Origin of the sequence: Halobacteriovorax sp. RT-2-6 (genome assembly GCF_047085025.1) — a bacterium.
Lineage (GTDB): Bacteria > Bdellovibrionota > Bacteriovoracia > Bacteriovoracales > Bacteriovoracaceae > Halobacteriovorax_A.
On record NZ_JBKIYH010000001.1, the window covers coordinates 1139354 to 1151588 of the forward strand.

Here is a 12235-nt window from a genome sequence, read left to right on the forward strand (position 1 = left end):
CGGCAAATAAAGTACTGAAATGATAAGAGGTAGACTAAAAAGATGGGGCATTGCTGCCCCAAAAATACGGCATATTAAATACTTATAAAATTATGAATTTGTACAAAGACGCTCTTCCACAATGAGATGAGAAATATTGTACTTAGCTAAAATTTTCTCGCGGTAGTATTCACTCCCCTTCAAATTACAATTGTAAATCATCACTTCACAAGCATGAGCATTTGGAGCAATTCTCCAGAGGTGAAGGTCTGCTATTTCTATATCTTCATCGTAAGAGAAAAGTTTTCTAATCTCTTCCTCATCAAATAATTTAGAGTTCCCATCAAGTAGTTCCCAGACTGTATCTTTAGCAAGTCCCCATGCCCATTTTAAGATAACGATGGCACCTAGAATTCCAATAATAGGATCGGCCCAGTTCCAACCAAAATACTTTCCAGCAAAGAGTGCTGCAATGGCCATGACAGAAGTTAGAGCATCGGCAATAACATGAAGAAGTGCTGAGCGGTGGTTGTGGTCATGAACGTGATTTTTGTTGTGGGCATGTCCGTGATCGTGGTCATGATCATGGCCGTGACTATGTCCATGATGATGATCATGGGAGTCCCATAGAAGAACTGCACTTAGGATATTTACAATTAAACCAATGATGGCCACAAGGATGGCCGTTTCAAATTTAATTTCCATTGGATTTAAAAAGCGGCCAATAGATTCAACTCCCATCACAATAGCAACAATTCCCAACATAAGCGCACTTGTGTAGCCTCCCAAAGGAATCATCTTACCTGCACCAAAGCTAAGCTTTTCATTAATTTTTTCAGAACGTGCCAAGCGGTAAACGATAACAGTTATCCCAAGTGCACCAACGTGAGAGCCCATATGCCAGCCATCAGCAAGTAAGGCCATTGACCCCGTAAAATAACCATAGCCAATCTCTGCTACCATCGTGACAAATGTTAAAAGAATAACAAGCATCGTTCTCTTTTCATTTGAGCCTAGACGATCATCTTCTAGGACATAATTATGTGGTTCTAAATGTTCTTTATGTTTCATACTTTACTTCCAATAAGTTTTTATTAAATTTACTAATTCAATTGCAGCTTCATCCTGAGGAGTCTTTGGATCAAGTGGTGAAACCATCACATGGTTCTTCACATGTTCTTCAATCAACTCTCCAGTTAGGCCATTAAGTCCACCGCGACACGCGGCCAGAGTTTGTAAAATGCTGTAGCAATCCTTATCTTCTTCAAGAGCACGCTCAACCGCTTCAAGTTGTCCCTTGATACGTCTTATTCGCGTGATAATTTTTTTCTTATTTTGATGAATATGGGCCATCGTTAACCTCCGCTCACTATACTATACCCCAGTATAATATATAAAGATAGAGCGAAGAAACACCCTGTAAAATCATAAACTGGTCCTTAAAAATGGTGTTATGGGATTCTAAAAAAATTAGAAGCATTGTTTTCAAAGTAAGTAATTTTAAATACTTAACATGAACTAAGTAGACCACCTCTTGCATAACTTTCCATATGAAAGTTATCTGCCCTAATAAAACATGTTCATTTCCAAATAATATTATTAAAGACGGAAGTTATTTTCGTGCGGACGATTCTCGCAAGATTCAACGCTTTCGTTGTAAAAATTGTGGAAAACGATTCTCTCGCGCAACCTACAGTGACCACTATAGGCATCGCAGAAGGCGAGATACTTCGACGATAGAGCACCTTCTTTGTTCAAAAGCATCGATGAGGCGAATTGCAAGAGTCCTACGTATTGATCGTAAAACCATCGCCAGGCGCATGGATATTCTCGAAAAAAGAGCGCTAAGAAATCATGCAAAACTTATCAAGCATCTAGAAAATAATAAAATATCTCACATGCAATTTGACGATATGATCACTCATGAGCACACAAAGATGAAGCCTCTTTCAATCTCTCTTGCCGTAGACAAGAAGACTCGTTTGATCCTTGGAGCCGAGGTTTCACAAATTCCAGCATTTGGTCACCTCGCAAAAAAATCACGTAAAAAATATGGATATAGACCGAGCTTTCACGAAGTTGGGCTAACGCAATTATTTGAAAAAATTTATAAAACGATTGATATCGACGCTACCGTTAGCTCAGATATGTTTAAGACCTATCCCAAGTTTATTTCAAAATACTTATCATCTTGCACATATAAAACTTACGAAGGTGGAAGGTCATGTGTTGCAGGTCAGGGAGAATTGAAGAAGAAAGGTTATGATCCGCTATTCATCTTAAATCACACCTGTGCGATGTTTAGGGATTCAATTAATCGGCTTGTGAGAAAAACATGGTGCTCCACAAAGTCTCCGAGAAGACTTCAGCAGCACCTAAATATCTTTATAAGCTATTATAATTTTAAGTATCTACGCTATGAGATTAACACCATTTGAAAGGGCCAGTTATTATTAATCAAAGCTTTGTCTAAAGTATGAACGAGGAAATTTTAAAAGCTCAAGTTTAGGAATATTGAAGTCCCCAATTTTTGTATCATTGAGTGTTACGGCATAGAACTCATTCTTGCCTTCTTTTCCAATAACGAAAACATTTAACTCCTCACCTTGCATGAAGAGCTTGTGTTCACCAAACTTACGGTATTCACCAAAGGTAGTCTTTTGATCTTCAAGTGGAAGTGTTTCCGGTCCTAAAGGTAGACGAAAACGATAACTACTAACAAGGTTTCCAGCAACAATCATGGCATTACCGCGATTAAGTTTCGTTGTGGCCTTGTTAATGAAGTAATCCATAATATAAGCGATAAGATCGACATCTTTTAAATTAAGGTCATAAATCTTTTGTTCGTTACCTTCTAAACGAGACTGACGATTTAAAATCACTTGTGAAATAAAAACATTTCCTGAAGGATGTAAAATACGAACGGTATTACCTTGATCCTTTGAAATATCCCAGGCCCATTCTGTTGTTGGAAAAAGTGGTGTTAGTGTTACAGTTTTTGAATTCATATTTGGATCCTAATCACATTGTTCCAAGTAGTAAAGATCTTGGTAAGTTTCTCGCTTTCTTATTAAACGATTTTTATCGCCATCAACAAGCAACTCACATGCTCTTGGTCTTGAATTATAATTACTAGACATCGTAAAGCCATAAGCACCACAAGAGCGAATTGCTAACAACTCTCCCTCACTTAGTTCAAGCTCCCTATCTTTTGCAAGATAATCCCCTGTCTCACATACTGGGCCAACGATATCAAAATTTTCTTTTATTCCTCTAACTGATTGATCGACTTTGATGACTTCTTGCCATGCTTGATAAAGGGCCGGTCGCATTAAATCATTCATTGCCGCATCAACAATAGCAAAATGCTTCCCCTCATTTTCCTTAATGTACTCAAGCTTTGTCACAAGTATTCCCGCATTAGCAGCAATCGCTCGACCAGGTTCAAAGATAAGTTCTAACTCAGGATAGTCCTCAAGGCTCTTAATTACTTGAGCAAGATATTCACTTGGATGAGGAGGAACTTCATCACGGTATTTAACTCCTAATCCCCCTCCTAGATCAATATGCTTAAGGGGCGTACCGTTTTTTCTTAGAGTATCAACTAATTGTTTTAGCCTCTCTAATGCCTCTAGAAAAGGACCGATATTAGTAAGCTGCGAACCAATGTGGCAGTCAATGCCTTCGACACTGATCGAGTCTAATGAATGTGCGATGTCATAGACTTCTTGCGCTTTTTGAAATGAAATACCAAATTTATTTTCTTTTAAACCTGTTGCAATATATGGGTGCGTTTTAGCATCGACATCTGGATTCACTCTAATTGAAACCGGTGCCTTCTTTTTCATTTTTTTAGCAACTTCATTAATTCTTCTAAGCTCAGCTACTGATTCGACATTTAAGCATTTAATACCTTTTTCAAGTGCAAACTCAATTTCATCATAAGACTTTCCTACCCCAGAAAAAACCGTCTTTGATGCTTGTCCACCTGCTGCCAATACTCTTTCAAGTTCACCACGAGAAACGATATCAAAACCACTGCCCATTGCGGCCAGTTCTTTTAAGATATTAATATTTGAATTCGCCTTAACTGCATAACAAATTAAATGACGATGCTCTTTTAAAGGTTCTTGAAAAGCTAGAAAGTGTCTCTTAAATGTTTTCAAAGAATAGATATAAAGTGGAGTTCCATACTTTTGAACAAGATCGGCTACTTTATTATCCTCTGCAAATAATTCATTTTCTCTATAATTGAAAAAATCCATTTTAGTCCTTATCTACTTCTCTAGTTATTAAGCTGCATTCATACAGCATTCCTAATCCGCCATTAAATGATATTTTTAAGAAACCTTGGCCTTCTTCTTTTAATTTAAAACCGTACTTCTCATGCATCTTAATAGAGGTTTTATTTTTTGCATTAACAACATAATAAGCTTTCGTTGAAATTTGCCCAATGTGTTTAAGTCGCTCTTGAGTTAAGAGATCACCAATACCACGGCCACGATATTCTGGAAGAACAGTAAGTCCCATAAGATACCAACCGACAGGTGCTTTGTACTTATACTGATTGACCATTTCTTGTGTATAGAGAATTGATCTTCCATAACCAACTATTTCTTCATCAAGAATGGCAACAATCAGATGAAAACCTTTTAAGTTTCCACCACGGGCCAACTCTTTTTTCGTTCTTTCAAAAAAGAAAGAATAATCAAGGTTTGGATCAATATTATTTTCATTAATAATACGAGCAATGGCCTGAGCATCATCATACCTAGCATATCGTGTTTTTATTTCGTCAGGTACAGGCCTAGACTTGTGATCCACAATATAAGGACAGTATGAATTATACTCTTTATATGTTTTAGACGATGACTTCAATGTTTGAGTAATTAACTTTTTAAACATAATTTAATCTATTATAGCTCATCCATAAAAGTGGTGGAGATTATTAATTCAATTAATAAAGTTTTTATTTTAGATGATGTTCTTATGTGTTTTAATTGTGACAAATACAAACTATTTAACAATGACCGACCAATTTACTCATGAAAAAAATATATAAAAAGATATTCATAGGCTTGGCCCTTACTTTCATCACTGGCCTAGTCATTCTTATCCTAAATTATAAATGGGTGATCAAAAAGTCTCTTGCCATGGCGGGAGTAAGAATAGAGCAAGTTGAAAAAATCAGTATAGGCCATTGGGCCCTCCATAACTTGAGCTATCAAATAGATGAAAAGAATATATTAAAAATCAAAACTGTTAATATCGACTTTTTAGAAATTGATGTCGATGCAAAAAATATCGATCGCTATTTGCAGGCGCTAAATTCCAAAATAAAAGTGAGGGCACAAGAAATTCAATTACAAAAATTCAAACTTAAAAGCATGAATTGCTTTGTTCATAAGAAAGAAGGGACAATAATTGAAGTAAGCCAAATTTTTATTCCTGACTTTGGTTCTAAGAATCGAGGTAACCTAACTTTTAACTTAGTAAATCTAAAAGATATTCGTTTCAAATATAACGATCTTGATATTAACAATGTCATTAAATACTTTGATGCATCTTTAGGGCTCTCTGGATTAATTAACATCAATGCACAAGTGAATGGTGATATCAAAGCAAGTGTTTCAGGAAAGAACTTAGTCTTAAAAGGCTTTAGGGTTGATGATGTTATTACAAATTTTTTAGACACTCGCAATATTGGAATCATCGACGCCGCGGCCGTCTTGGCCTTAGGACCAATAGGCCTTCTCTATACAAGTGCGGCCAGCCTTGGACAAACGATTGGAGGTTTTCGAGGAGGAGACACAAACCTTAAGCAAGTCAATGCTGCAATAACACTTACGGGAGATCTTATAATCTTTGAAGATGTTGCAGTGGCAACACAAGAGCACTTAATCATTGCTCAAGGTGGAGCCAATATTGAGAAGCAAACTTTTAAAGATCTCGTTGTTTCAGTAATTGATGAAAAATATTGCCCGGAACTGCAACAGATTATTAAGGGAACATTTTCAAAACCAGAAATTTCAAAAACCAAGGCCTTCCTCGACACGGCCACGGCCCCAGTCTCAAGTGTAACTAGTTCAACATTCCAATTTGTCGGCGTTGGAAAATGTAAGCCAATCTATAAAGGCGTTGTTAAGCATCCTGAGCTAGAGTGAACAGTTTGCAAAGAGCGCAAAATTTAAAATGACACATTACACATAGTGAGAAAAATCATGGAGGAAAGCGGCTCCTTGAGGTATATTTGATTCTAATTGTTAAACTTAAACGAGGATAAGACTATTAGCGTTATATCTGTACTTATTTTTCTCTTTCTTTTTGGTATTGCCTCTATGGGCTATGTCTACGCTTACCGTGGAACAGAAAGATATGAGAGCTTAAACTTCTATCTCCGCAAAGGCTGGCCAATTTTTGCACCACTTAACTGCCTACTTTATATGTTCACTAAGAAGAGAGCAGCTAAGCCAATAATGAATCTTGCAGACTTTCCAGAGTTAAAACTAGTTCAAGATAACTGGGAAACAATTCGCGATGAGGCGGTAAATCTTAGAGAAAATGGATATTTTGATAAAGTAAAAGATCCAACTTCAAGTGCATATTACGACATTGGTTTTAGAACTTTTTATAAATACGGTTGGTCTAAATTTTATCTTACTTGGTATGGAACGACTTTAAAGTCAGCAAAAGAGCTGTGTCCAAAAACAGTTGAACTTGTTTCTAAAGTTCCTGGTGTAAACGGTGCCATGTACTCAATTCTTCCAGTAGGATCAAAACTAACAAAGCACTTAGATCCAGTTGCCACATCACTTCGCTACCACTTAGGTTTAAAAACACCTAACGATGATCGTTGTTATATTAATATTGATGGAACTGACTATTCTTGGCGCGATGGAGAGGCCCTACTATTTGATGAGACCTATCTTCACTTTGCTTTCAACAATTCTGAAAATGAAAGAATTATCCTTATGCTTGAAGTTGATCGCCCAACGAATATCATAGGAAAAATCATTAACTTTATCTTTAAGCTGATTATGAGAATTACTCTCGTTCCAAATGTTCCGGGAGATCAAAGAGGACTAGTTAATGCCATCTTTGGAGCAGTAACACCTACTCTTTTAAAAGTAAGAACTCTAAAAGAAACAAACCTGGCGCTATATAAAATTATTAAACATACAGTAAATCTAACATTACTAGCAATTGCATTTGGTTTAATTTACTTAGTGCTAACTTTTATTCAATCGTTATTTTGAAAAACTAGAAGCAACATAAGCGGCGACGTATTCTTCAAAGTCTACGTCGTCTAATTTCTCAAAGTCCACCTGACGCTGCATCGATGCATTCTTCTCAAGCTCTAATTCTTCTTGAAATACATGATTTACTTCTACAGCGGCCAGCTCCTTACGATGCTCTAGCGCAAGATCCTTCATCGCCTGAATATGACCTTTCTTTGAAACAAGATCAAATACTTTTTGTGAAAGAGTGTTAGCAGGATCAATTAACTTACGTTGCTCTTCAATAGCAAAAAGTAATGCTTTCTTACGCTCACCATCTGATATAGCATCAATGACTTCGGCCATTTGATTAAAGAATGTTGCTAGATATTCTTGGTAATTTCTTTTCTCACCATCAACGCTAATTTCTAGGCCAGGCTTTCTTCCCTGTTTAACAATAAGCTGATTATTATCCTCAATCTCATTATAAATTTCACGATTGCATCTATCCGCTCGCAAGAATAGGCACGACAATAAGAACGCATCTAAGAAGTCCATTTGAACTTTGGTAATTCCATTCTTTGCAAATGGGTTAAGATCGAGAAGTCTAACCTCAATATATTCAATCCCCTTGCTTCTTAGGCTAGCAAGAGCACTCTTGCCAGGAGGAGCAATTCTTTTAGGTCTAATGATTGAATAGAATTCATTTTCAATTTGCAGAATGTGAGTGCTAATTTGCTGAAGCTCTCCTTTCTCATTCCTTAAACCAATCTTATCAAAATCTGCAAAATTCACTTGCAGAGCTTCTTCTAAACTATCGCAATAACTATCAAGACCGTTATAACAAATTCGAATACCGTTTTGAGAAGCACCTGTATAACCAAGTCCCCCCATCCTTAAGCATGTTCCTTCTTTCGAGCCAAAAGTTTTGCCATATTTCTCATCTTCATGAATCACATCTAGTGAATGTTTCTTACCACTAAGGAAGGACTCATGAACAGAAACAGAGTTTCCAAAAAGATATAAGAGAATATTTGAATAACTTCTAAAGTTTCGACAAAGATTTAAGTATTCCTCATTAATAAAAAGTTGAAGCGATAAAGAGCTTCCACTTAACTCATGCCAATTTTTCCAAAATTCATCTGTCATTGAAAAATTGTAATGAAGTCCCGCAATCGCCTGCATTGATCTTCCATAGCGAAGGCCAAGACCAGAGCGATAAAGAGTCTTTAAACGGCCAGAGTTACTCTCTCCGTAGTAAGCAAGCTTAATATCTTTATCTTCCGGTAAGATACAAGGCATTGATGATGGCCAGATGACTTCACTTGAATCTTGTTCTAAAACATAGTGTTGAAGATTTCCCAGAGTTTTTAAAGTTTCATCATTTGATTTTGAAACAGGAGTGATGAACTCAAGAAGACTTTCTGCAAAGTCGGTAGTTATCCATTTATGAAGAAGTTTTGAACCAAATTTTGGGTCATGATCGGAACTTGCAAGCTTGCCATCTTCAACCATTACACGAAGGCCCTCTTTCTCAAGTCCTTTATTTACATTAAGGATTGAATCACTTCCGTATTTTTCTTGATAGTTTTTGAGTGCTTGCTTATTAATTTTAACCGTCATAAATCGTCCTATATTTCGCATCTATAGTACGCTTTCAGCATTACGCAAGCAAGCTAATCTTAACCTAGTTAAGATTCCCAATACTTATTGGCAGCTCATAATTTATTCCAAAGGCAAAGTCATCATTCTTCGTTTGCCCTAGCATTAGAGCGAAGTTAGACGCGCTATCAGCATAGAAATGAAATAATGCAGGATATAGATTTAAACGAACCCTAAAGTCTTCAGAACTGTTCATCAATAGTGACGCAGCTTGTCTTCCCATGGTTTCAAGAAAGTAACCATAAGCAAAGCGCCCCTTCTGCTCTAGTGGATCAGTAAAGGCCATCCCCGCAGCAACAGAATGAGAAAGATCTCCGTTATCGTAAGTAAGCCCTACTAGATTCATCATTCCCATATAAAGGAGCGGCCTAAACTTATTAAAGTGTAGAAGCTTAGGACGCATAATATAATTTAGACCAACGTTAAAAAAGTCCTCATGCTCAACATCATAGACTGGCATGAAGTGCCAAGTTGTCATCCCCATTTCATCAACCATGAAATTCATAAATGGATCATTTAATCCAAGTAGAAATGCCGCCACGTCATAGATATATAAGTCTGCAATATGATCAAGTGCAGATACTTCAGGTTGAGTTGTTTCATTGGCCTCATTACCAAAGTGCATCGCATAGGTCACAATAAACGAAAAAGTCTTGGCCCATTTAATTCCATAGTAATCAGAATATTCCATGAGCTTCTTAGTCTCGTAAGCTCCACCGAATGTATGTAAAAAAATATTAGGTAGGACGCGATTACTTAGAAACTCTTCCTTTAATAAAGTATCAAGGCCACCATTCTTCTTAATCGAATGAATAGGATCTTTTACCTTGTTCCAAACAATCTTATGTTTCTCAAAATAGTCCTTCTGATTGAACCAGTAAGGATTTTGAATGACATCAAATGAACCGTTAATATAGAGCTGAATTGGAAACCAAGGACCATCGGTTTTCTCATTAAAAATAAGATAATTTGAGCTTTGAGCTATAACTTGAACAGAGGTAAATAAAATTATTAAAGAATAGATTAATTTTTTCATATTTATGATTAACTGGCTTAATTATCGCAATGTATTATTGGCCATAATGTAGCTTAATTTATATAAGAACACATCGTGAAAAGCTTTATTATTTCTATATCTTTTACATTACTTGCCCTGTCACTGCAAAGAACTTCTTTTGCAAAAACAGAGTATTTCTACCAAGATCGAGACCATACTAAAGAAGAAATTTTTAAAGATGTTGGATTCGTCTTTGGTATCTCTTTAATCGCTTATCCACTAACTCAATGGGATACAGTAAGAGAAGAAGGTTCATGGGATGTTTACCGAAGTAATTTTGGAAAAATAGTTTTTGATCGTGATGAGCCTTTTTGGAACTATATGGTTCACCCTTACACAGGCTCTCAAATGTTTCTTTACTATCGTGCCCGAAATTATCGATACGCTGATGCTCTGGCACTAACTTTTGTTTCAAGCACAATCTTTGAGTTTCTCATCGAAGTTTATACTGAACCAGCTTCTGTTCAAGACCTTTATCAAACACCTGTACTAGGTGCGGTTATGGGCTATGGATTCGAAAAACTATCAATGCAACTCCTAAACGGAGATAGTAAAGTTGGGCATTTCTTTGGTCACCTTATTAACCCAATGACTTTATTTCCTTCAATTTTTGAAGGGACATCATACGCAGTCATTGCGCCAAATATTGATAAGAAATCAATTGGATATTACTTTCATGCAGAATTTTAAACTGATCATAATATTCATACTTTCTATAACTTCTGCCTATGCACAAAAAGGACCTTATGAGTTTTATCTAAGAGCAGGGTTAACTTTTCAAAATACTATCTTTAACGAGCTAGATGACGATCAGTACGAAAATAAATACGATATCGAAGACCGTGAAGAATCAAAGGCGCTTGGAATGTATACACAATTTTCATTTCGCTTAGAAAGAATTGAGATTGGACTTGAGTCACATACAACATTTGGGCGAGGGCGAGACTTACGTTTCGCATACGAGAATAGAGTTCTTGAAGGCGAAGGAAATTTTAGATCCTTTAATATCACTCCTACGATACGAATTAACTCAGATGTTTACGAAATTGATTATTTAGACTTTATTGGATTCAAAACTTTCAAAGCATATATCAAATTTGGCCCTAGCTGGCTTCTAAACTCACTTGACCTAGATGACTTTAATATTAATACTAATGGTAAGTCACTTAAGATTAATTATGATTCATTTGGTGGAGCACTTGCGATCGGCGTTGAACAAGTAAAGACAGTTGATCACTTTCCATTCTTTGCAGAAGTTTCAGTTGCCGCTTATCGATCTTACAAGGCTACTTTAGTCGATCGTACAAACCGAACGAAAGTAGAAATTCTGCAAGAACAAAGTGCACGAGAAGATATTAATTCATTCTCAATTTTTTACACAATAGGAGCATCTCTATTTTGAACACACAAGTAACTGATAAAGATATTGAACAAATTGAAGCTTTTCTAAAAAGAGAGGCCAGAGGTATTCTTGAGGTTTCAGCAAGAACAGCTGATGCAAGGCCTGCTTCAATAAAGGTTACTCCAGTTGTTGATAAGGTTCCATTTCCAACAATCTACTGGCTAGTTGATCCTGTTGTTTACAAGGCCATTAGTCAGATTGAGGGACAAGGATTTACAAAAGAACTTCAAGCAATGATTGATGCAGATGAAGAACTTAAAGAGAAAGTTAAAGCTATTCATGAATCATATCGTGATGAAAGAGTAAAACTCTTTAAAGAAATGAATCTCGAATTACCAGATAATATGATGCCGATGATTACAGATACTGGAATCGGAGGACTTAGAGACTTTTATCACCTTAGGTGTCTTCATATGTTTTACGCCTACCACTTAGTTCGCCCTCACGTAATTGGTGAAATGGTTGATCGTAAACTAAAACAGTCTTAATTCAATTTAACGATTTGCTGTTATGTGATGGTAAGTAAAGCCAAGACTCCACACTAAAGATACTCCTAGGTGGATATAGGCTGACCATTGCCTTAAAAGATCATTATCACTTACCTGAATTAGATAACCCGATAAACTCATAGCAACAAAGAGTCCTATAAGAAAAATTCCTGATGTACGAGATTTTTTATAACCACTTAGAATTCTTTTGTAGATATGATTTGAAAAGATTGTACCGACAAAGAATAGTAGAAAAGGTACCGACAAGATATGTAGTTTTTGCATCCAAATAGAAAGAGGATGAGTTTCAACTCCCCACTCTCCTTGAATCTCCATAAAGTACTTGGCCACAAAATAGATTGTACCAGTAACAACAATGAAGTAATTTGAGGTAAATAGGTTATTCTTTTCTGAAGGAGTCATAGCTTAA

14 protein-coding genes are annotated in these 12235 nt (G+C 36.3%); 6 read left to right on the plus strand and 8 right to left on the minus strand.

Going from position 1 to position 12235, the window contains the following annotated elements; translation table 11 throughout:
• Positions 1 to 90 precede the first annotated feature (90 nt).
• On the minus strand, positions 91 to 1050 hold the full coding sequence (gene dmeF / locus ACMAYS_RS05330; protein WP_412462896.1) for a CDF family Co(II)/Ni(II) efflux transporter DmeF: 960 nt from the start codon (positions 1048 to 1050) through the stop codon (positions 91 to 93).
• Positions 1051 to 1053: 3 nt separating this feature from the next.
• A complete protein-coding gene (locus ACMAYS_RS05335) occupies positions 1054 to 1332 on the minus strand; it encodes a metal/formaldehyde-sensitive transcriptional repressor (protein WP_103216553.1) in 279 nt (92 codons plus the stop codon).
• A 197-nt stretch (positions 1333 to 1529) separates the two neighbouring features.
• Between ACMAYS_RS05335 and ACMAYS_RS05340 the strand changes: the two genes are divergently transcribed.
• Positions 1530 to 2417, plus strand: coding sequence for a transposase (locus ACMAYS_RS05340; RefSeq protein ID WP_412462897.1), 888 nt, complete (start codon positions 1530 to 1532; stop codon positions 2415 to 2417).
• Positions 2418 to 2432: 15 nt separating this feature from the next.
• Here the strand turns inward: ACMAYS_RS05340 and ACMAYS_RS05345 are convergent, their stop codons facing one another.
• The 3 genes from ACMAYS_RS05345 to ACMAYS_RS05355 are packed head-to-tail and all read right to left on the minus strand — an operon-like array spanning position 2433 to position 4884.
• The gene (locus ACMAYS_RS05345) at positions 2433 to 2987 is read right to left on the minus strand and encodes a hypothetical protein (RefSeq protein WP_103216551.1); all 555 of its coding nucleotides are present in this window, start codon (positions 2985 to 2987) and stop codon (positions 2433 to 2435) included.
• A 9-nt stretch (positions 2988 to 2996) separates the two neighbouring features.
• On the minus strand, positions 2997 to 4244 hold the full coding sequence (gene lysA, locus ACMAYS_RS05350; RefSeq protein ID WP_103216550.1) for a diaminopimelate decarboxylase: 1248 nt from the start codon (positions 4242 to 4244) through the stop codon (positions 2997 to 2999).
• A 1-nt stretch (position 4245) separates the two neighbouring features.
• Complete coding sequence (locus ACMAYS_RS05355; RefSeq protein ID WP_103216549.1) at positions 4246 to 4884, minus strand: GNAT family N-acetyltransferase; 639 nt, start codon at positions 4882 to 4884, stop codon at positions 4246 to 4248.
• A 140-nt stretch (positions 4885 to 5024) separates the two neighbouring features.
• Here ACMAYS_RS05355 and ACMAYS_RS05360 point away from each other — a divergent pair, with 140 nt between their 5' ends.
• Positions 5025 to 6143, plus strand: coding sequence for a hypothetical protein (locus ACMAYS_RS05360; protein WP_412462898.1), 1119 nt, complete (start codon positions 5025 to 5027; stop codon positions 6141 to 6143).
• 96 nt (positions 6144 to 6239) lie between these two features.
• Positions 6240 to 7235, plus strand: a complete 996-nt coding sequence (locus ACMAYS_RS05365) for an aspartyl/asparaginyl beta-hydroxylase domain-containing protein (RefSeq protein WP_199177502.1) — start codon at positions 6240 to 6242, stop codon at positions 7233 to 7235.
• Here ACMAYS_RS05365 and gshA read toward each other — a convergent pair.
• Both gshA and ACMAYS_RS05375 read right to left on the minus strand, forming a co-directional pair.
• Positions 7227 to 8819 (minus strand): glutamate--cysteine ligase, encoded by a 1593-nt coding sequence (gene gshA, locus ACMAYS_RS05370; RefSeq protein ID WP_412462899.1) that lies wholly within the window; start codon positions 8817 to 8819, stop codon positions 7227 to 7229. The genes ACMAYS_RS05365 and gshA overlap by 9 nt on opposite strands.
• 64 nt (positions 8820 to 8883) lie before the next feature.
• Positions 8884 to 9894 (minus strand): hypothetical protein, encoded by a 1011-nt coding sequence (locus tag ACMAYS_RS05375; protein ID WP_392991095.1) that lies wholly within the window; start codon positions 9892 to 9894, stop codon positions 8884 to 8886.
• A 75-nt stretch (positions 9895 to 9969) separates the two neighbouring features.
• Here ACMAYS_RS05375 and ACMAYS_RS05380 point away from each other — a divergent pair, with 75 nt between their 5' ends.
• From ACMAYS_RS05380 to ACMAYS_RS05390, 3 genes are read left to right on the plus strand one after another with little or no spacing between them, the layout of a single operon-like run.
• Positions 9970 to 10605 (plus strand): DUF3943 domain-containing protein, encoded by a 636-nt coding sequence (locus ACMAYS_RS05380; RefSeq protein WP_392991094.1) that lies wholly within the window; start codon positions 9970 to 9972, stop codon positions 10603 to 10605.
• Positions 10592 to 11317: a hypothetical protein gene (locus ACMAYS_RS05385; RefSeq protein WP_412462900.1), complete on the plus strand. Its 726-nt coding sequence runs from the start codon at positions 10592 to 10594 to the stop codon at positions 11315 to 11317. The genes ACMAYS_RS05380 and ACMAYS_RS05385 overlap by 14 nt, the downstream gene beginning before the upstream one ends.
• Positions 11314 to 11805: a DUF501 domain-containing protein gene (locus tag ACMAYS_RS05390; RefSeq protein ID WP_158246763.1), complete on the plus strand. Its 492-nt coding sequence runs from the start codon at positions 11314 to 11316 to the stop codon at positions 11803 to 11805. The genes ACMAYS_RS05385 and ACMAYS_RS05390 overlap by 4 nt, the downstream gene beginning before the upstream one ends.
• Before the next feature lie 6 nt (positions 11806 to 11811).
• Here ACMAYS_RS05390 and ACMAYS_RS05395 read toward each other — a convergent pair whose 3' ends face one another.
• Positions 11812 to 12228 carry a hypothetical protein gene (locus tag ACMAYS_RS05395; protein WP_412462901.1) on the minus strand — a complete coding sequence of 139 codons (417 nt, stop codon included), beginning with the start codon at positions 12226 to 12228 and terminating at the stop codon, positions 11812 to 11814.
• Between the last annotated feature and the right edge of the window lie 7 nt (positions 12229 to 12235).